The organism is Faecalibacillus sp. TM498, from assembly GCF_020589955.1.
GTDB classification, from domain to species: domain Bacteria; phylum Bacillota_I; class Bacilli_A; order Erysipelotrichales; family Coprobacillaceae; genus Faecalibacillus; species Faecalibacillus intestinalis.
In genome coordinates this window covers 19,698-41,052 of sequence record NZ_JAJDKB010000022.1, presented here as the reverse complement: position 1 = coordinate 41,052, position 21,355 = coordinate 19,698, and the positions used below count along the sequence as shown (strand labels likewise).

Sequence of the window (21,355 nt, the reverse complement as noted above, 5' to 3'; positions counted from 1 at the left end):
GTTGTCATTGTTATTTTAATGAATACAAAAAAACAAATATCAAAAGATCATTATTTAAGTTTAGGAATGTTAATGGGATGCAATAGGATACTATTTTAAAAAGGACGAGTCATCAAGATGGATAAGAATGAATTATTAATGAATATTTATAAAATTCACACAACACATTTAGGTATATCAAGAATTAAAAGAAATTTAGGAATTGAAGAAGATGTTGTAGAATTTTGTAAGAATAAAGTTTTAGATAAAAAGAGTTTGATATATCGTAAAGGGAAAAACTGGTATATTGAAAATGGTGCTATAAAAATAACAATTAATGCAACAAGCTATACCATTATTACGGCACATACAATAAAATAGATTTTCACAAGTTGTGCACATTATGCACATTTTATTCACATTGAAATTAAAATATAAAGTTAGGTTATCATCATTTTGATATGGGACAATCATATGGTAATGAAAAAGGTATAGGCAAATATATCCGTAAACATGTCAAGTAACCAAAGAAAGTATTGTTCAAACCATTAAAACAACGGGACTAGGTTATTTAGATAGGATGATTATTCATAGAGCTTAACCTTAGGAGAAAGTCAATCAAAGCGATGATCGTTATCTAGAAGGAAATAAAATTGCTTGTAAAGCTTTAGAAGATGTTTATAAGGAAGGAAAGTTAAAAGTAATTTGTGAAATTTTATATGAAGAATTTCGTGCAGAACACATGGATTTTATTGATGGTCCAGCTACTAATACTTCTATTTTAGATGAAGATTAAAAAGTGATGTTATTTGGGTTTGCTATAAAGCATAACGATTAAAAGATATTGACAATTTGTTAGTATCTTTTTTCTTGACAATCTTTTTTATAATTATATAATTGCCAATGATAATTACCATTGGTAATTAATAGGAGAAATTAATGAAAAGCGAAAAAGTAAAAGAAATGTTAGATAGCTGTTACATGGCTAAAAGGATTTTAGATATGTTGCCTAAACTTCCTGAAGGAGTTTTACCATCCTATGTACGTTATTTAGAAACGATTATCGAACTTGAAGAAAAAAATCAAAAAGTGAAGGTTTCAGATGTGAGTGAAGTTTTAAATCTTCCTCGTCCGGGAGTTACACGTACAATTCATGTAATGGAAGAAAAAGGATATTTAAAAAAAGAAACAGCTAAACATGATGGACGTGTCACTTATGTGACCGTTACAAAAGAAGGAAAAATGATTTTTGAAAAATACAATAAAGATTATTTTCAAAAATTAGCCTTGTGTTTGAATCATGTTTCTAATGATGAAGCAGATTGTATGATTCAAACTATTGAAAAGTTTTATGAAGTTATGTGTGAAGGGAGAGAAAAATAATGGATCACTCTAAATCAGATTTTACGCAGGGAAGTATTTTAAAGAAATTAACGTTGTTTATGATTCCCGTTTTAGGTGCGCTTATTTTACAAGCGGCCTATGGAGCGGTTGATTTACTTGTTGTTGGAAGATTTGGAACAACAGCAGGACTTTCAGCAGTTTCTACAGGAAGTCAAGTTTTAAACTTGATAACATTTGTGGTAACACAATTTGCGATGGGAATTACAGTTTTAATTGCAAGATATATTGGTGAAAAGAAAATGAATTCGATTGGTGCTTTAATAGGAGGAGCAACGGTAGTTTTTGCAATTATTTCTGCAATTATATTTGTAGTTATGATTATGTTAGCATCACCAATTTCAACTTTGATGCAAGCACCTAAAGAAGCACTTGGTTTAACTGCTACTTATGTAAGAATTTGTGGGGCAGGTATTTTCTTTATTGTTGCTTATAATCTATTATCAGCGATCTTTAGAGGTTTAGGCGATAGTAAATCACCTCTTTTATTTGTGGCAGTTGCCTGTGTTATTAATATTATTGGTGATTTAGTTCTTGTTGCAGGATTACACTTAGATGCAGCAGGAGCCGCCATGGCCACTGTCTTTGCCCAAGGAATCAGTGTTGTTTTTGCTTTAATGTTATTATTTAAAAGAAAATTATCATTTAAAATTACAAAGCATGATTTTAAAATCAATTCACATTGTGTTCGAGCTTTAAAAATTGGGTTACCATTAGCGCTTCAAGAATGTTTAACACAAATTTCATTTTTAGCTTTATGTGCTTTTATTAACCGTTTAGGATTAGAAGCATCATCCGGTTATGGTGTTGCTTGTAAAATCGTTAACTTTGCCATGTTAGTACCAAGTTCATTAATGCAATCAATGGCTTCTTTTGTTGCCCAAAATGTGGGTGCTGGTGATGAAAAAAGAGCGAAACATGCAATGTTTACAGGAATGGGTATTGGCTTAATAATTGGTGTTGTTGTCTTTATCTTAGTTTTATTTAAAGGAGATTTACTTACAAGTATTTTTACAACAGAAAAAGCCGTTATTTTACAAGGTTATGCTTATTTAAAAGGATTTGCTTTAGAAACAATTGTAACAGCAATATTATTTAGTATGATTGGTTATTTTAACGGTCATTATCAAACGGTATGGGTCATGGTACAAGGACTTATTCAAACACTTCTTGTACGTTTACCGCTTTCTTACTATATGTCAATTCAACCTCATGCAAATTTAACAAATATTGGTTTAGCTGCACCAATTGCTACAATTGTTGGTATTATACTAAATGTATGTTTCTATATTTATTTAAGTAAAAAAATGAAAAAAGAAAATGCTTAGGAAGTGTGAAAAACACTTCTTTTTTTAATGGAATGATAAAATTTGATTTGAATATTTAAATAGTACATAGCGATTGTATAATAATACCGAAAGGGTGATCACCGTGAAAAATATACCAACAGGAATTAAAAGTTTTAGAAAGCTTAGAGATGAAAATTATTACTTTGTAGATAAAACACGGATGATTAAAGATTTTTTAGAAAGAGGTTCTGAAGTAACGCTAGTTACAAGACCATCACAGAAGAAATAAAAAATATTAATGGAATTACTTTTATTTGGGTAACAGATGGTCAAGGATGGAATACTGCAAAACATAATTTAAAAGAAATATTTGATGTTTTAAAACATCTATATTGCATTAAGGATTTAGGAAATGGTATTCTTGAAACAATAATTAAATGATAAAAAATATAAAATACATAACATATAAAAAATCGTTAAAATATATAATTATATTTCTAACGGTTTCTTTTTTTATAACAAATTTTAAAATTATTTTATCTTTGTTAAATTTTCATAGCTAAATAAAACTTATCAACATAATCATTTTCTATAGCTAAAAGTAATTCATCTTTATACTTGCTATCATTAATTAATTTAACTAGTCGAACATTCCTTTCTTTTAAACTCTCTATTACACCTTGAGAAGGAATGATATTTGATTTTGATGAATTATTTGATTTGCTTGTTAAAACTAAGTTCCAAATATCATCACTGTACATGAAAGACCACGGAATGACATGATCAACAGAAATATCATTTTCTTGTAATACTTTTCCAGTATAAAAATCAATTGCTTGATAGTTATTGCTTTTTAAAAGAATATTTTTATATTTTGTTAAACTGCTTCTTTTAATAGTATTATCAGAAATGCCTTTTACTTTAGAAGCAATTCTTGGAGAATGATTAAATTTTTCAAGAAGTTGAGCCCATTTAAAATTAATAAGTTGAGATAAAACAAAACTATATTCTTTAAGCGATAGTACTTGTTGTTTAGTAAAAGAAATAAACATGCAATTTTTATCTAAATAATAAAGATCATATTCTTTTTTATTTGCTAATTTAAATCTCCAAGAAACATCATTTTTTAATGTTTTAGCATTGTCGTTGATAATTTTACGATATTGTTTTTCATGTTTTAAAATAGTCTCAGCTTTATCAAACCAAACAGGAACATGAGTACGTTGAATAGATTCATATAGATTAATTAGAAGATTGACATTTTGAACTAAAATGGGAATTTTCTTTTTGTTTGGACTTTGATCAAGATGAAAGAAATAGGTTTGATTCCAATAATATTTAATCATCTTTTTTGCAATATGTTGAAATGTAAAAGTTACTTGTTTATCTAATTGATTTGTTTCAAAACATAGTTCAATAATAGCTCTTCCCCATGCAAGTTTATATGTATTATCATTATTCATATTTTCTATAATTTCTAACCATTGTTTGATATAGCTGTTCATTTTATTTCTCCAAATATTTAATATTATTTCTTTATAAATTTTAACATAAAGAAAATGAATTTAAAAATTAATTTCTCTATATTTTGTTTGATAGCACTTTTGCATAATGCTATGATTAAGAGAAAAAAAGCAAACGCTTAGGAGGAAAAAGAAATATTTGATAAATTATTTGAACCGATACAGATTCGTGGCATGGAATTAAAAAATCGTGTTATGATGTCTGCGATAGGTACGCATGAAAGTGTGGAAAGTGAAGGCAGAAAAAGTGTTATAGATAAGTTGATTGCTTATCATGTAGCACGTGCTAAGGGTGGCAATGGTTTAAATACGGTTGAGGTTACTGCTGTTGACAAAGCAAGTGCACATTTTGGATTTTTATTTATAGCTGGAGATAAGTATACTAATGGCTTAAAAAAATTAAATGATGTAGTACATGATGCTGGTGATAAAACATGTATTCAACTTTGGCAAGGAGGTTTAGCTGTTGCTTTAGATTAAAAATCAAAAATTCTAGTTCCAAATGATATACCATTAAATGCAGAATATACTGTGCAAGAAATTACTTTTGAAAGATTATTAGATGTCATTAATAAGTTTGGTGAGGTAGCTAAATGTTCAGTTGAAGCTGGATTTGATTTTTTAGAATTTCATTGCGCTCATATTAGAATTTCATTGCGCTCATAATTATTTACCACACTCAATGTTTTCTAGTGGAATCAATCATCGAAGTAATGAATGGGGTGGGAGTTTTGAAAATTAATAGAAATTTCCACTTTAATGTATTAAAGCTATTCGTCAAAATATATCAGAAGACATGCCTCTATTTTTGAAAATAGATTGTCATGATGATATGCTTGAAAGTGGATTAATTCTTAAAGAAGTGATTGACTTTTGTAAAGATGCTAAAGAATATGGTGTCAATGTTTTAAATATATCACGTGGAAATATTATAACAGCTGTAACTCTTTATGAAGTAGCTCCTGTAGATATTAAAAATGGATTCAATGTAGAAGATGGTGAACGTATTCGTAAAGAAATAGGAATGTTTACAATGCCTTGTGGACGTATCAATACTCCTGAATTTGCTGAAAAGATATTAGAAGATGATAAAGCAGATTTAATTGTAATGGCGCGTGCGCAACTTGCCGATGCAAATTTTTGTAATAAAGCTAAAAATGGTCAAGTGAATCAAATTCGTTATTGTAGTAATTCTTTGTATGATCCAAGTATCAAACATATTACGTGAATAAGAAATCCAGGATTATTAGAAGAAGCAACAGATAGTCTCTCTATGACTTCACATCCTAAAAAAGTTGTTATTGCAAGTGGAACAGAATATTTATAAGATGGTGTTATTATAGCAGTTGTTTTAAATCAAATGACATAAGTGATTATGAAAAACTTGACATATCAACTCATATTATTGGTGATTGTAAAAAAGCAAATGTTGCTTTGATGCGTTTAGAGATGCATGTTATGCAGTATTAGATATTAATAAATAATAATAAAACAGGATGAACAATAATTGTGTTGTAATATTCCTGTTTTTAAATTATTTTTAGAATTAGTATAGAACAATTATTAAATATGATAAAATTAGATAAAAGAAAATTGATTATAATAGTTTAAAACCAAAGGAGATCTGTCTATGTATTTTAAAGAACCGTTTGACAAAGAAAAAATTGAAAAACAACATGAAGAATTATTAAATATTTTTAAAGAAGATCTTTCAAATCTATCTGATAAAACAATTAAGAAACATATACAAAATGTTGATTTCTTTATCAATGAATATTTATTAAATCGTAATAATGCAAATTATGAAGAAGTTAATAATGAAGTTGATTTGTTCTTTAGAGATTTCTTTATTAGAAAATGTATGTGGTCTTCACCAAATTCTATAAAAGAAACAGCAGCTCGTTTTAAAAAGTTTTATAAATCAATGATGAATCATGATAAATTTAAAAAAGATGACTATAAATGTTTATGCGATACCATTAAAGATGAAATGAAATCTTGGCAAGAATCATGTGATTACTATGATAGTGGAAAACCAAATTGGGATCCGTTTAAATTTTAAAGGTAGGGTAATAAGAATTGTATAATGATAAGATTGAAATAGAAAGCCCTTATGGACATATTACCATTAGCTATGGTCGACATAATAAGCATCGAGTAAGAGTTCTTGATATAGATGGTGGTATGGAATCAGCAACTTATATAGAAGAAGAATTACAAAATGAATTACTTTTTGAATATATGTATTTATTTGATTTAATGTTTGATGAAAATTATTTAGAAGATGGACAAACTAATGATGTTTTATTAATTGGTGGTGGTGCTTTTCATTATCCCAAATATTTTTTAGCACATCATCAAGGAAATATAGATGTTGTTGAAATTAACAAAGTTCTTTATGATATTTCTAATAAATATTTCTATTTAGAAGAAACTATTAATAAATTTGATAAGAATAAAAATAGATTTCATTGTTATTTTGAAAATGGAAGAGATTATATAAATAGGAACAAAAGGAAATATGATGCTATTTTAAGTGATGTCTTTATTGGTGAAAATTTAGTATTAGAACTTCATTCATTGGAAGCAATCAAAAGAATAAAAGAATCTTTAAACCCACAAGGAATTTATATAACAAATATCATTGGTTCATTAAGTGGTAAATATAGTCAAAATATAAAGAATGTTGTAAAAACACTCAAACAATGTTTTAAATATATTTATGTCTTTAAAGCACAAGAAAAGAATGAGCATCAAAAAAGACAAAACTTAATCGTTGTTGCAGTAGATCAAGAAGTTCATTTTAATATTGTAAGTTATCATAATATTAATCAAAAGAGATATCATCAAGGAATGATCAATCATGTTGATGATATTGATTATACAAATGGACATATTTTAAGAGATAAAAATTTATTATAATTATTGTTTTATCTTAAAAAATATGATAAGTTTAATCCATGGGAATGAGGTTCTCCCTCGATTTATATCGAAACCGCTATTTGGCTAATGACTTCTGTGTAATACACAGGGTGATTAGCTTTTTTTGTAGGAGGAAACATGGAAAATAAAAAAGAATTATTAAAGTATATGATATTTGCAGGTGTTATGGGAATCGTTGTAGGAGGTATTGATACTGTTTTTGGTAAAGGACTTATTTTAATAGGTGAGATATGAAATAAATATTTTTGGTATTTAATTCCTTTTTTACCAATTGCAGGAATAGTGATTACTTGGCTTTACTATCACTTTAATGAACTGAGTTTAAAAGGAATGACACTTGTCTTTGAAACAGGTCAACAAAAAAGAAAAGGGATTCCTTTAGCACTTATTCCTTTAGTTATGATTGGAACATGGTTAACTCATTTATTTGGAGGAAGTGCAGGTAGAGAAGGAGTGGTTGTACAAATTGGAGCGACGCTCTCTCATTATTTTACAAAATATTTTCATTTTCCTAAGAATGGAAAAGTTTTGTTGATTACCGGAATGGCAGCTGGATTTGCTGGATTATTTCAAACACCACTTACTGCTTTGTTTTTTGCTATGGAAGTTATGGTTATAGGTAAAATAGAGTATGAAGCTTTACTTCCAGGGGTTATAGCATCTTTTACTGCTTCTTATACGTCGCATTTTTTAGGATTGGAAAAGTTTAGTGTAAATATTCAACAAAGTATTAATATGAATGATTTAAAAAATATGATGTTAATGATTCTAGTAGGAATTATTTTGGGAATTGTTGGAAGAATATTTTCAACGTCGTTGATTGCTTTAAAAACATTTTTTAAAAATAAAATAGAAAATCCCTATAAAAGAATAGGTTATATTTCTATTTTATTAGTGATAGGGCTAATGATTTTTAAAGGAAGATACAGTGGCTTAGGCACAAATTTAATTGATTTATCATTTTATGGAAATGTGACTTATTATGATTGGTTTTTAAAACTTATTTTTACTGTTGTAACTCTTGCAATTGGATTTCAAGGTGGAGAAGTAACACCCTTATTTTCAATAGGAGCAACTCTAGGATTTATACTTGCCCCAATTTTTCATTTGCCTATTGAATTATGTGTAGCTTTAGGATATACGGGAGTTTTTGCTTCAGCAACAAATACACTTTTAGCACCAATGATGATAGGTTTAGAAGTCTTTGGTGGGCATCAAATGATAGCATTTCTTATTATATGTATTTTTGCTTATTTAGTTAATGGAAATAAATCTATATATACTGCCCAAATCAAAAATTTTTAACAAACATTACATGATGAAAGGCTTTACATTTTGCTATTTCAAAGATAAAATAGTAATGGTGATGGAAAATGGAATTTGATGAATTATTTACAAAATTAAAGGTGAATCCATTAAAACTCATTGAGTCAATTGTTCATGCTGATGGATCATCAGTTATTTTGTTTAAAAATAGAAAAAGTGAAATCTTATATGTTAATGATCAGTTTTATCAAAAACATCCACAATTTAAAAATAATAAGGAAGCAGTTATTGGTAAAACTGATTTTGATTTGTTTCCGGATTCACAAGAACACGCTAAACAAGCTTTTGAAGATGAACAACGTGTCATGGAAACAGGACAAGCAATTAATGTTGTAGAAACTGAAGGAAAAAATCATGATGGCTATACGATTATTGCACATACAAGAAAATATCCGTTATATGATAGTCAAGGAGAAACAATCGGTGTTTTTGTTATTACAGAAGATATGACAAGTGATGTAAAGGCACTTAGAGAAAATCAAGAAAAAGCCAAAATTTTAACAAAGCTTAATGTTGAACTTTCACAAGAAAACGCTACAGATGCTTTAACACAACTTTATAATCGACGTTTTATTCATGCAGAATTAGATACATTGCATAAAGAATATTTAGAAAATAATACACCATTTTCTATTTTGTTATTAGATTTAGATAACTTTAAAAGTGTTAATGATAATTATGGACATCATATTGGAGATGAAGTTATTAAACATGTTGGAACTGTTTTAAATAATATTAAACATCAAAAATATCCAACTATGGAGCCATGTCGTTATGGCGGAGACGAATTTTTAGTTATTCTACCAGCTTATCAAAAAGATGGGGCAGTTTCAATTGCCAGAGATATTAAAGATGCCTTTGATCATGTTATTTTACATGCTGGTGCTTATCATGATATCGTAAGATTAAGTATTGGCGTTGCTGGTATTCGTGATGAAGAAACAATACAAGATTTATTAAATAAATGTGATCAAAGAATGTATATTTCAAAAAGAAATGGAAAACATCGTATTACTTATTGATGATAGTGTAAAAAGCTATCATCATTTTTTATTTTGAGATATAATAAAATCAACAAGGAAGTGATAAAAATGTATGAGGCAATCAAACAACTTGCACAAAAATACCATCAAGAAACAATCAATCAGCGCCGAGATTTTCACCACTTTGCTGAAAGAGGCTGGTTAGAAATACGTACAGCATGTCAAATTGCAACTACTTTAGAAAACTTAGGTTATGAGGTTTTAGTAGGAAAAGAAATTATGGATAAAGATGCGCGTATGGGATTACCGCCAGAAGCGATTTTTAATATTAATTATTTACGTGCTAAAAAAGAAGGGGCAAATCCTAAATATTTAGAACAAGTTAAAAATGGAATGACAGCTGTTGCAGGTATCTTAAAAAACGGTGTAGGGCCTGTTGTAGCTATTCGTTTTGATATTGATGCTTTAGGGCTTGTTGAAGATTCAACAGATGGGCATTATCCAAAACAAGAAGGTTTTTCTTCTTGTCATTTAGGAGCGATGCATGCTTGTGGACATGATGGTCATGCATCTATTGGTTTAACAACTGCTAAAATATTGATGGAGCTTAAAGAACACTTACATGGGACTTTGAAAATTATTTTTCAACCGGCTGAAGAAGGTGTAAGAGGAGCAAAATCCATTTGTGAAAGTGGTTTTTTGGATGATGTCGATTATATTTTTGCAGCGCATATTATGCCTCGTGTTAAAGATTACGATCTTTATTTTGGAATGAATGAATCATTTGCAACAACGAAATTAGATGTCATTTATCATGGAGTTTCAACACATGCGGCAGAATCTCCGCAATTCGGTAAGAATGCATTGCTTTCAGCAGCTAACTGTATTATTAATTTGCATTCGATTCCTCGAAACAGTGATGGACAAACACGTGTCAATGTAGGAACTGTTCATGCAGGAACAGGTAGAAATGTTGTTCCTGATACAGCAAAACTTGAAATAGAAGTACGTGGTGTAACGACAGAATTAAATCGTTATATGGAAATTTATGCAAGAGATATTATTAACGCCTGTGCTTTGATGCATGATACTGTTGTTGAAATTAAACAAATGGGGAAAGCATTTGCTTTAAATTGTGATGAAGATTTTATGAATCAAATACGAAATATTTGTGTTAAAGAAATGCCCGATTTAAAATTACCTCCAGAAAATTTAAATCCATTAGGAGGTAGTGATGATTTTTCTTATATGATGGAATATGTCCAAGTTCATGGGGGTAAAGCTACTTATATGAAATTATTGACAGATATTACAGCTTCACCTCATAACACATCATTTAATTTCAATGAAGAAGTACTTAATAAAGGACCACGAATCATGGCGTCTATTGCTTATACATTATTAAAATAAAGGAGCTAACTATGTTGGAATTTAAATATGATACACAATTATTAATTGAAGGAAAAAATTTAAATGAAAATGAAATTAGTGAATATTTTACAACACATTTTAAGGGAGATTGCTTGTTAGCTGTTGGAGATGATGAATTGATTAAAATTCATTTTCATACAAATGAACTATAGAAGGTTTTAGAATATTGTTCAACACTTGGTGAAATCTATGATATTGTTATTGAAGATATGGATCGACAATCAAGAGGATTAAAAGGATAAAGATGCGAAAGCATCTTTTTTAATAACTTAAAAAATGTTATAATTGCAAAGCTATTTATAAATAAAAAAGAGTTTTTAATGATTGGAGGTAACCATGGTTAATATATTTGATACATTACCAAGAAACTTTTTTAATATATTTAATACAGCTGATCGTGTTGTTATCAGTGAATGTATTTGTGTTCTTTATGAGTATATTAAGGATGATGCATCCTTTGCATCTTTAAAAGAAAACTTGATTTATGAGTTAACAAAATATTTTAGTAGTCACTTAATTGAACTTGAAGAACTTCAAAGTCAATCGCCAAGAGAACGTGCTTTTTATGTTTATCGAAGATTAAAAGAATGTGGCTGGTTGAGTGAAGAAGTAGGGGAAAACTATCATGTGTATGCTAGTTTTGAAGATTATGCTATTAGTATTATTGAAACTTTAATGAATTTAGAAGAAGACAGAGACATAGAATACTCAAGTATGGTTTATAGTATTTATTCGCAGTTTAAAAATTTTGATATTGAAAATGGACATAAGATTCTTGATGCACAATATAGTATGACAAAAAGTTTAATGACAAAATTAAAAAATTTGAATACAAATATTAAGCGTTATATCAAACGTCTTGTTCAAGATAATATGAAAAATGATTTAAATCAAATTTTAGATTCTTTATTAAGTGATTATCAATTAAAGATAGTAGATCGTGCTTTTTATAATCTAACAACTAAAGATCATCCTTTAAAATATCGTAATAGTATCATTTCTCAAATTCAAAGAATACAAGATGATCAAGCAACATCTGAAACGATTATAGGAAATATCATGTTTTCTAAAGATTTAACTTATCAAGAGGCAATGGATTTGTTTTACAAACAAACATCTTATATTATTGATGCCTTTGAAAGTATTTTAGATTTAATTAATGAAATCAATCGTAAAAATGAAAAGTTTGTTGCTTCAGCAACAAATCGTATTATGTTTTTAATGAATGTAAAAGAAGATATTGGTGGAAAAATCAATGACATCATTAAAGAAGGGCAAGAATGTCCAGAAGTGTTTGATCAAGTAGCAACGATTTCAATTAATAAATACTTAGATCAAAATTCTTTATATTTACCACGACAAATAAAAAAAGTTAAAAATACGGATTTGATTTTAGATACACAATTAGATGAACAAACACGTTTAATGGCGATTGAAAAACTAAAACAAAATGAAAAATATACAAAAACAGCCATTGAAAAAAATGTTTTACAATGTTTGGATCAACAAGAAACAATATTGGGTTCAAATTATTATGATCAAAATAAAGATTTATCTTTATTTATTTTGACATGGCTTTATGGTTATAGTCAAAATGCTCGATATAAAATAGAACCACAAGAAAATATTATAAAGAAAGATCATTATCAATTTAGAGAATTTATAATAAGGAGAGTTGAAGATGAATAAAAATGAACTGATGAAAAATATGTCACAGGCATATTTGTTATTATCTGAAAAAAGAAAAGAAGAATTTTCACGTATTTTAAATCGATTATTAGCGGTTAATTTTATTTGTGGTGGAAGAAAAAGAGATCGCGAAGATTATTATTTTATTAGTGAAAATGAACAACTATTTAAAGATTTTTTAATGATGCTTGATTATGATTTTCATTTATATAAAGCAGACCGTGTCATCTATATCCATAATTTAAATAATTACAATCATTTAAATCTTAATCAAATGCAAACAATTGTTTTATTGTTACTTAGAAAACTTTATTTTCAAAAATCACAAGAGTTACAAGATACTGAATTTATTCATATTTCCCTTGGGGAACTTCATAGTGAAATAGAAGCAACTGGTATTTATAACGAACGTCTAAAAAAGACAGATTTAAAAAATATCTATCATTTCTTGTCAAGATATAATATATGTGAACGTATTGGTGATTTAAACGAAGATGATACACGTTTAATTATTTATCCAACAATTAATTATATTTTACCAATTCAAAAAATAGATGAAATCAATCAACGTATTCAACAATATAAAAAAGGAGATCACGATGAAAACATTAACGAAAGTGAAACTGATTAATTGGCATACTTTTTCTAATGAAGAATTTGAAATCTATAAAAATGCCTTAATTACTGGAGAAAATGGAACAGGGAAATCTACAATTTTAGATGCGATTCAATATGTTTTAACTGCTGGTAAATGTAAATTTAATAAAGCAGCAAGTGATATTGGAAATCGTACATTAGAGTCTTATATTCGTTGTAAAACAGGAATTGAAGGGCATGAATTTGTTAGAAATGGTGATGTGACAACTTATATTGCATTAGAGTTTTATGATGAAAAAACAGAAAAATATCAAATTATTGGAACTGTTATTGATTTACCAGCTGGTGGAAGATTAAATAGAGATTTTTTTCAAATTATTGATTGTAAAATCAGCGATGTAGCATTTATTGAAGAAAGAAGAGTTTTGACGAGAAAAGAATTTAAAAAAGCTTTAATTGATCATCAACAAACAGGTATTTTTAAAGATACAATTAAAGAAGGAGAAAGCTTATTTGGAAATGCTTTAGGTGTTAAAAGTAAATATTTTGATTTAGTAACGAGAGCACTTGCTTTTAAAGCGATTGATAATGTTTATCAATTCATTGTTGACTTTTTATTAAAAGAAGACTTTGTTGATATTCAAAATTTAAGAGACAGTATCAAACACTATAAAGTTCTTGAAGAAAAATTAAAAATATCTAAAAAAGAATGTGAATCATTAGAAGGTGTTGTAAGTCAATATGACACTTATTTAGATACGCACTTTCAAATGGATGTTTTAGAATGTTTAAAAGAAAAATTACAAGAAAAGCAATTACAAGCTATTATTGATAATAGTCAAAAGAAATATCAAAAAATAAACGATCAGCTAAATTTTGTACAACAAAAACTTACACAATTAAATCAAGATGAAGAAACTTATCAAGAAAGATATCATCGTTTAGATGAATCATTAAGAGAAAACGAAACCTATAATTTAAAAAATGAATTACAAAAAGAAAGTGAACAACTCAAAAAAGAAAAAGAAAAAAAAGAAAACAGTTATCAAACTCTTATAACAGAAATTAAACAGGAAATACAATTATTAAAGAAAGTAAAAATACCAAATAGTTATATCCAAATTCTTCAAAATCAAGATTATCAAACAGAAACATTGACACATGCATTTAGAAATATTGTAGAAGAAGTTTCTAAAAGAACAAAGGATGTTACTGAAAAAATATCACATTTAAAAATTGAAATGACACAAACAGTTGATCGTTTTAATGAATATTGTAAAGAATATGATTCTCTTAAAGAAAATCAACTTTATTATAGAAAAGAAATTCAAGAATTAATTCAATTATTAAATGAAAAACTTACAAGTCATTATGGAAAAACAATTGAAGTTAAACCATTATGTGAATATATTGAAGTTAAAGATGAAAAATGGCGAAATGCATTAGAAGGATATCTTAATAGTCAAAGATTTGATTTAATTATTGAACCAGAATATTTTGAATATGCATTACTTGTTTATGAAGAATATAAAAATAAAAGAGGTATATATGGTGTAGGAATTGTTGATGTTGCGAAAATGTCAAGATATGAAGATGTGGATGTTAAAGACACCCTTGCAAGCCAATTAGATTGTAAAAATACATATGCTAGATGGTATGTCAACATGTTGCTTTCTAAAGTACAATGTGTCGATGATGTTACACAACTTAGAAATTATGCTACAGCGATTACGCCAACATGTATGCTTTATAAAAATTATACAGCACGTGCAATCAATCCACGTATTTACAATAAACCATACATTGGATTAGGTGCTATTAAAATTCAATTAGCGACAATTGAACAAGAATTGGAAAACCTAAAACAAGAAATCAAATTACAAAAAGCAAATTATGAAGATTTAAAAAATGGTCAAGCATTATTAAATCAATCCAAAGCAGATCATATCTTCTATCGCTTAGATTTAATTGATGAATATCATAATTTACTAAAAGAATATCAAGAAATTAATGATCGCTATGAAAAATTAATTTTAGATGATTCACTTATTTCTTTACAAGAAGAATGTGATGCAGTAAAAAAACAACTTGAAAAAACAAAAAGAGAAAAAGAAGACTCACTTATGAAAAAAGGAAGTCTTGAAAATAATCTAGAAACATTTAAAGAACAACTTGAACAAACTCAAGAAGAATATCAATTATTACATGAAAAAATAGTTCAATTTGAAATGGAGCATGTTGATGTTACTCAAGTAGCTGATCAACAAGTCGTTATTTATTTAAAACGTTTTTCTAAAGATTTTAATGGTATGAAAAATGATATTGAACAACAAGGAAATGGTTATCAACGAAAGGCAAACCAAATTGAAAATCAAATAGTCATGAAAATGAAAGACTATAATGATGCATATAATATTGGTTTTGAAAATGCTTTAACAGATATTGAAAGTTATAAACAAAGATACCATCAATTAAAGGAGATGGATATTGTTTCTAAAGAAGAAAAAACAAGACAAGCAAAACTTAAATGCGAGGAATCTTTTAAAACATCTTTTATTTCTGGATTAAATGAAAAAATTGAAAATGCAAAAAAAGATATTGCTGAATTAAATAAAGGATTAGCACAAAGAGATTTTAATGGTGAAACCTATGAATTCTGTGTTTCACCAACTTCAAGAGATGATTTTAAAGAATACTATAAGATCATCCAATCAGGAAAAGAATATATGGTGAATAATCTTTTATCTGAAACATTAAGTGAAAGTCAAAGAAGAATTATGGATGATTTATTTATTAAATTATCTTCTGTAGAAAATGATCAAGAAACTGAACAAATGCTCATGGAATATACAGACTATCGTAATTACTTAGACTATGATATTAAAATCAAATATGCAAGTGGAGACTTTGCTTATTTTTCAAAAGTCAATAAAGAAAAATCTGGTGGGGAAACACAAACACCATTCTATGTTATTATGGCAGCAAGTTTTGAACAAGTTATCCGTAACCGAAATCAAAATGAAGATTTTGGTTGTGTCGTTATTTTTGATGAAGCATTCAATAATATGGATGAACAAAGAATTCAAGAAATGATTAAATTCTACAATGAACGTGAAATTCAAACATTTATTGCAGTACCACCTTCAAGAGCAAGTACGATTATTCCTTATGTTAATACAAGATTGCTTGTCATTAAACAGGGCCAACAATCTTTTGTAGAAGGTTTTAAAGATGAACAATTATAGAAATGAAATCTTAAATGAGTTTATTGATCGTTATGAAAAAAGTGGTTATTATAAAGGAAAAAGTGAAAAACCAAGAAAGATTTCTATTGTTTTGCATAAAAAGTTTCCTGAATATGGACATAGCTTTCATTATGAAGAAACAAATGAATTAGAAAATATTGCTTTTCAATTACAATCTCAAGGATTTGTTGAATTTTCTAAAAAGAGCATTTTAGGAGATAGAGAACTCATTTTAAATCAAAAAGAAAATTGTCTTGATCGAATTTATAAAGAATTAAAAAGAGTACCAGTTAAAGAGAAAATAATTCATTATGTAAAATTACTTGATCAATATCATGAAGAGGCATTTATTAAAGATTTTGTTGATGAAATGAAAAAAAGGGCGATTCATCAACAAAGTCTTTTGCCTTATTTAAAAGTTTATGATGAAAATGATTTAGAAAATGTTATGAAAATATTAAAAGGAATGATTGATCAAAAAGATGAAATCTCTTTTAGAAGATTTTCTGAAAAAGTATTGGGTGATACAAAAAAGTTAGATAAGTATAAAAATAAAATTGTTCATATTATTAAAGATTTTTATGATGATACATTAGATAATGAAAATGATATTTTTGAAGCGTTTTATATCAGAAAAAATCCAGCGTATGTTTATTTAAAAGGAAATGCTATTTTACAAATCAATGGACAAATCATTAATTTGAATGAAATGCATTATTACTTTGTCTTACCGAGTATTTGTATCAAAGATTTAAAAATAAAAAGAATTGATGCAAAACAGGTGATGACTATCGAAAATTTAACATCTTTTCACGATGTATCTTTAAAAGACACTTTCTATATTTTTACAAATGGTTTTCATAATCATGCAATTGAAGCATTTTTAAAATGTCTTTATGATTTTTTAGGAGAAAGCGTTCATTATTTTCATTTTGGCGATATCGATGCAGGTGGCTTCCATATCTATGAATCTTTAATAAAGAAAACGCAAATTCCTTTTCAAATGTATAAAATGAATATAGAGATGTTAAAGAAATACAAGGATTATACAAAGCCTTTAACTCAAAATGATCGAAAGAGATTGTTATCGTTTAAAGAAAATCAAAATGAATTGATTGATTATATGTTAAAAAATAATGTCAAGTTAGAACAAGAAATAATAGGAGAAAATGAGAATGAAAGAAAAGACATTAACACGTATTAGAAAATTTACAGAAGATCGTCATTGGGAAAAGTTTCATTCACCTGCTAATCTTGCTAAATCTATTTCAATAGAAGCAAGTGAACTTTTAGAATGTTTTCAATGGGATGAAGAAAATTTTGATTTACAACATGTTAAAGAAGAATTAGCAGATGTAATTATTTATAGTCAGGATTTATTAGACAAACTTAATTTAGATGTTGATGAAATTGTTGATATGAAAATGGCAATGAATGAAAAGAAATATCCTATCGATAAATGTAATCAATAAATAACGAAAATGGCAGAAAAGATGCCATTTTTTAATTATGTAGAATAATTTGCAAAAAAGATGAATTCAGTATATAATTTTACAGTCACTAAGGAGGAATTTTATAATGGGAGACGCTATCAAACTTGTCGGGATAGTTATTGTTATCATTGGTTTTGCTTTAAAATTTGATACATTAGCTACTGTAGTTGTTGCAGGTATCGTTACTGGTTTAGTTGGTGGAATGTCTATTATGGATATTTTATCAACACTTGGAGCTGCTTTCCTTACAAACCGTACAGCAACATTATTTATTTTAACATTACCAGTTATTGGTATATGTGAACGTATGGGACTTCGCGATAAAGCTGTTGATTTTATCAGAGGTATCAAGAGTGCAACAACAGGTCGTTTATTATCTATTTGGCAAGTCATTCGTACAATTGCTTCAGCATTTTCATTACGTATTGGAGGACATCCACAATTTATCCGTCCTTTAATCAACCCAATGGCACAAGCATGTGCAATTGCTAAATATGGAGATATTGATGAAAAAACTGAAGATGAAATTAAGGGGATGGCAGCAGGAACAGAAAACTATGGGAATTTCTTTGCTCAAAACTGTTTCATGGGTTCATCAGGAACTTTATTAATTGTTTCGACTTTAAATGAAATCTTTAAATCACACAATATTGCTCAAGAAGTAACTGCTAATCAAATTGCTTTAAATTCAATTCCAATTGCTATTATTTCAGTTATTGTGGGTATTGGTTATGCTTTATGGTATGATCGTAAATTAAAGAAACGTTTTAGTAAAAAGCAAGGAGGAGAAAAATAGTATGTTAGAAATAGATTGGAATACAAGTACAATTTTAGCAGAAGTTTTCTATTGTATTATTGGACTTATTTTTGCTTTTACTGGAGTCAGTGCTTTAAAAAATAAAGAAGTTGAAAAACGAACAACAACAGCAATCTTTTGGTTTATTTTAGCTATTACCTTCATTGTTGGACCTTATATTCCTACATGGATTACAGGGGCATGTATTATTGTTTTAGCTATCTTAACTGCTACTGGTTTAGTACAACCAGCAGCAATGAATATTCCTACTGCTAAAGAAACAAGAGAAAACGCAGATAAATATGGATATAAATCATTTATCCCACCTGTTGTTTTAGCTTTATCAGCAGTTGTTGTTGCAACATTCTTTACAAATTTAGGAGCAAACAATGCCATTGGTATTAGTGCTATTGTTGGTTTAATTGTTGCTTACTTTATTTTCAAACCTAAATTTTCTTTACCATTTAAGGATGGTATTCGTTTAACAGATAACGTAGGAACAACAGGTATCCTACCACAAGTTTTAGCAGCTTTAGGTTCCTTGTTTACAGCTGCAGGAGTAGGTGCTGTTATTGCTGCAGGAGTAGGTGCTATTATTCCTGAAGGAAATCATTTTATTGCCGTTGCTGTTTATTGCATTGGTATGGCTTTATTTACAATGATCATGGGTAATGGTTTTGCTGCTTTTGCAGTTATTACAGTGGGTATTGGTTATCCATTCTTAATCGCTCAAGGAGCAAATCCAGTTGTTGTAGGTGCTTTAGGGTTAACTGCAGGATATTGTGGTACATTAATGACACCAATGGCTGCAAACTTCAATATTATGCCAGCGGCTTTATTGGAAACGAAGAGTAAATATGCTATAATAATTTCACAATTACCAGTTGCGTTAATTATGTTAGCAGTACACATTGTTTTAATGTATGTATTAGCTTTCTAGGAGGAAATGAAATGAAATTATTATTAACTGCATTTGATCCTTTTGGAGGAGAAAAAATTAATCCAGCTTTAGAAGCTGTCAAACGTGTTCAAGACAAAATTGGTGATCTTGAAATTGTTAAATTAGAAGTACCAACTGTTTTCTATAAATCAATTGATACAGTTGCAAATGCTATTGAAAAAGAACATCCTGATGTTGTTTTATGTATTGGACAAGCAGGTGGAAGATTTGACTTAACACCAGAAAGAGTGGCTATCAATATTAATGATGCACGTATTCCTGATAATGAAGGAAATCAACCTTTAAGTGGTTCAATCTTTGAAGATGGAGAAAATGCTTATTTTTCATCTTTACCAATCAAAGCAATGGTTGCTGAAATTAGAAAAGCAGATATTCCTGCAAGTGTTTCTAATTCAGCAGGAACTTATGTATGTAACCATTTAATGTATGGTGTTCTTTATACAATTGCTAAAAAATACCCATCAATGCGAGGTGGATTTATGCATGTACCATTTATTACAAGTCAAGTTGCTAACCGTCCAACAAATGCACCAAGTTTATCACTTGATACAATTGTTAAAGGAATTGAAGCTGCTTGTAAAGCAATTGCTGAAAATCCAGAAGATATTGTCGCTGTTGAAGGACATACACATTAGTTATCGAAAACTAGAGTTAGAAATAATTCTAGTTTTTTTATTTTGTCTAAAATATTTTGTTGAAATTTGCAAGATAATCTATTAAATTATTTATAGGGTTATTCTCATTTGAAAATAACGGAGGGCTTATGTTGGATTTATATCAAAGAAAAATAGATTATATGCGTATTTCCATTACAGATCGTTGTCATTTTCAATGTGCTTATTGTAAAAATGATCATCCACGAAAATTAAAACATCAAGATATTTTATCTTATGAACAATTATTACTCATTGTTGATCAAGCTATCCAATTAGGAATCAATAAATTTAAAATTACAGGTGGGGAACCAACAATTAGAAAAGATTATCTTTTCTTTATTAAAGAATTAAAAAAACGAAATGTCCAGGTCACTTTAACAACCAATGGCTCTTTATTTACTAAAGAAGATTTAGATTGTTTAAAAGAAATAGGAATAGATGGTATTAATTTTTCAATAGATACACTTGATCTAAAAGAATATTTTTTATTGACACAACAAGATTGTTTAGGAATAGTTTTAGATAATTTGTTTTATGCTTATAAGCTACAAATTCCTGTAAAAATAAATTGTGTTGTCGATGATACTTTTACAATGAATCGCTTGGAAAATATGTTGATGCTTATTAAAGATAAAAAAATAGCGTTGCGTTTTATTGAACTCATGCCTTTAAATAAAGAACAGCGTAATCAAAAAATGAGAGATGTTATCCATTATTTAAAAAAATATCCAATTCAAGAATGTCTAGATAAATTAGGCAATGGTCCTGCGCATTATTATACAATAAATGGTTATCAAGGTTATGTTGGTTTTATTGAAGCTCTTCATCATAAGTTTTGTCATCAATGTAATCGTCTTCGTTTAACAAGTACTGGAAAGATCAAGCCGTGTTTATTTTATGAAGAAATGCATGATTTAAAACCGTATCTTAATAATGAAAAACAATTACGTTTGCATCTTGAAAAAGCAATTGAATTAAAACCAAAAGAACATCATTTTGAAGAGGATGTTTCTTATACAAAAATGAATGAAATAGGAGGATAA

General features: G+C 28.1%; 22 protein-coding genes, 1 pseudogene and 1 riboswitch. Of the genes and pseudogenes, 22 read left to right on the top strand and 1 reads right to left on the bottom strand.

From position 1 onward, the window contains the following. The first annotated feature begins 117 nt into the window (after positions 1-117). From LJD32_RS08360 to LJD32_RS15635, 5 genes are all read left to right on the top strand, one after another. Positions 118-360, top strand: coding sequence for a DUF3781 domain-containing protein (locus LJD32_RS08360; protein WP_032089979.1), 243 nt, complete (start codon positions 118-120; stop codon positions 358-360). Positions 361-918: 558 nt separating this feature from the next. Further along, on the top strand, positions 919-1,362 hold the full coding sequence (locus tag LJD32_RS08355) for a MarR family winged helix-turn-helix transcriptional regulator (RefSeq protein WP_227392126.1): 444 nt from the start codon (positions 919-921) through the stop codon (positions 1,360-1,362). Beyond that, positions 1,362-2,708 (top strand): MATE family efflux transporter, encoded by a 1,347-nt coding sequence (locus LJD32_RS08350; protein ID WP_227392125.1) that lies wholly within the window; start codon positions 1,362-1,364, stop codon positions 2,706-2,708. The genes LJD32_RS08355 and LJD32_RS08350 overlap by 1 nt, the downstream gene beginning before the upstream one ends. 103 nt (positions 2,709-2,811) lie before the next feature. Beyond that, positions 2,812-2,958, top strand: coding sequence for an AAA family ATPase (locus LJD32_RS08345; protein WP_081918913.1), 147 nt, complete (start codon positions 2,812-2,814; stop codon positions 2,956-2,958). Further along, positions 2,943-3,110 carry a DpnII family type II restriction endonuclease gene (locus tag LJD32_RS15635; RefSeq protein WP_081918939.1) on the top strand — a complete coding sequence of 56 codons (168 nt, stop codon included), beginning with the start codon at positions 2,943-2,945 and terminating at the stop codon, positions 3,108-3,110. The genes LJD32_RS08345 and LJD32_RS15635 overlap by 16 nt, the downstream gene beginning before the upstream one ends. 104 nt (positions 3,111-3,214) lie before the next feature. On the opposite strand, the gene LJD32_RS08335 is transcribed toward LJD32_RS15635, so the two are convergent. After that, positions 3,215-4,174 (bottom strand): HNH endonuclease domain-containing protein, encoded by a 960-nt coding sequence (locus LJD32_RS08335; protein WP_227392124.1) that lies wholly within the window; start codon positions 4,172-4,174, stop codon positions 3,215-3,217. Positions 4,175-4,366: 192 nt separating this feature from the next. Here LJD32_RS08335 and LJD32_RS15500 point away from each other — a divergent pair, with 192 nt between their 5' ends. From LJD32_RS15500 to LJD32_RS08255, 17 genes and pseudogenes are all read left to right on the top strand, one after another. Next, positions 4,367-4,672 (top strand): hypothetical protein, encoded by a 306-nt coding sequence (locus tag LJD32_RS15500; protein ID WP_217498392.1) that lies wholly within the window; start codon positions 4,367-4,369, stop codon positions 4,670-4,672. Between the two features lie 328 nt (positions 4,673-5,000). Further along, positions 5,001-5,420, top strand: a complete 420-nt coding sequence (locus tag LJD32_RS15340; protein WP_264472090.1) for a hypothetical protein — start codon at positions 5,001-5,003, stop codon at positions 5,418-5,420. Positions 5,421-5,822: 402 nt separating this feature from the next. Then, a complete protein-coding gene (locus LJD32_RS08325; RefSeq protein WP_175300859.1) occupies positions 5,823-6,254 on the top strand; it encodes a recombinase in 432 nt (143 codons plus the stop codon). A 17-nt stretch (positions 6,255-6,271) separates the two neighbouring features. Then, complete coding sequence (locus LJD32_RS08320; protein WP_227392123.1) at positions 6,272-7,114, top strand: spermidine synthase; 843 nt, start codon at positions 6,272-6,274, stop codon at positions 7,112-7,114. Between the two features lie 31 nt (positions 7,115-7,145). Then, a riboswitch (Fluoride riboswitch) is annotated at positions 7,146-7,218 on the top strand. Between the two features lie 199 nt (positions 7,219-7,417). Continuing rightward, on the top strand, positions 7,418-8,440 hold the full coding sequence (locus LJD32_RS08315; protein WP_227392122.1) for a chloride channel protein: 1,023 nt from the start codon (positions 7,418-7,420) through the stop codon (positions 8,438-8,440). A gap of 68 nt (positions 8,441-8,508) precedes the next feature. Next, on the top strand, positions 8,509-9,483 hold the full coding sequence (locus tag LJD32_RS08310) for a GGDEF domain-containing protein (RefSeq protein ID WP_119363287.1): 975 nt from the start codon (positions 8,509-8,511) through the stop codon (positions 9,481-9,483). Positions 9,484-9,552: 69 nt separating this feature from the next. Further along, positions 9,553-10,854, top strand: a complete 1,302-nt coding sequence (locus LJD32_RS08305; protein ID WP_022002535.1) for an amidohydrolase — start codon at positions 9,553-9,555, stop codon at positions 10,852-10,854. An 11-nt stretch (positions 10,855-10,865) separates the two neighbouring features. Next, positions 10,866-11,117, top strand: a pseudogene (locus LJD32_RS08300) (kinase to dihydroxyacetone kinase). A gap of 94 nt (positions 11,118-11,211) precedes the next feature. Further along, a complete protein-coding gene (locus LJD32_RS08295) occupies positions 11,212-12,564 on the top strand; it encodes a Wadjet anti-phage system protein JetA family protein (protein ID WP_227392121.1) in 1,353 nt (450 codons plus the stop codon). After that, positions 12,557-13,195: a DUF4194 domain-containing protein gene (locus LJD32_RS08290; RefSeq protein ID WP_022002533.1), complete on the top strand. Its 639-nt coding sequence runs from the start codon at positions 12,557-12,559 to the stop codon at positions 13,193-13,195. Before LJD32_RS08295 ends, LJD32_RS08290 begins: the two co-directional genes overlap by 8 nt. Then, on the top strand, positions 13,164-16,406 hold the full coding sequence (locus tag LJD32_RS08285; protein WP_227392120.1) for an ATP-binding protein: 3,243 nt from the start codon (positions 13,164-13,166) through the stop codon (positions 16,404-16,406). Before LJD32_RS08290 ends, LJD32_RS08285 begins: the two co-directional genes overlap by 32 nt. Next, the gene (locus LJD32_RS08280) at positions 16,393-17,610 is read left to right on the top strand and encodes a Wadjet anti-phage system protein JetD domain-containing protein (protein WP_227392119.1); all 1,218 of its coding nucleotides are present in this window, start codon (positions 16,393-16,395) and stop codon (positions 17,608-17,610) included. The genes LJD32_RS08285 and LJD32_RS08280 overlap by 14 nt, the downstream gene beginning before the upstream one ends. Continuing rightward, positions 17,582-17,878 (top strand): nucleotide pyrophosphohydrolase, encoded by a 297-nt coding sequence (locus tag LJD32_RS08275; protein ID WP_032089991.1) that lies wholly within the window; start codon positions 17,582-17,584, stop codon positions 17,876-17,878. Before LJD32_RS08280 ends, LJD32_RS08275 begins: the two co-directional genes overlap by 29 nt. A 106-nt stretch (positions 17,879-17,984) precedes the next feature. Continuing rightward, positions 17,985-18,695 (top strand): DUF969 domain-containing protein, encoded by a 711-nt coding sequence (locus tag LJD32_RS08270; RefSeq protein WP_032089992.1) that lies wholly within the window; start codon positions 17,985-17,987, stop codon positions 18,693-18,695. 1 nt (position 18,696) lies between these two features. Next, complete coding sequence (locus LJD32_RS08265; RefSeq protein ID WP_032089993.1) at positions 18,697-19,635, top strand: DUF979 domain-containing protein; 939 nt, start codon at positions 18,697-18,699, stop codon at positions 19,633-19,635. Between the two features lie 11 nt (positions 19,636-19,646). Beyond that, positions 19,647-20,291: a pyroglutamyl-peptidase I gene (pcp, locus tag LJD32_RS08260; RefSeq protein ID WP_032089994.1), complete on the top strand. Its 645-nt coding sequence runs from the start codon at positions 19,647-19,649 to the stop codon at positions 20,289-20,291. Positions 20,292-20,419: 128 nt separating this feature from the next. Beyond that, positions 20,420-21,355: a GTP 3',8-cyclase MoaA gene (locus LJD32_RS08255; protein WP_227392118.1), complete on the top strand. Its 936-nt coding sequence runs from the start codon at positions 20,420-20,422 to the stop codon at positions 21,353-21,355.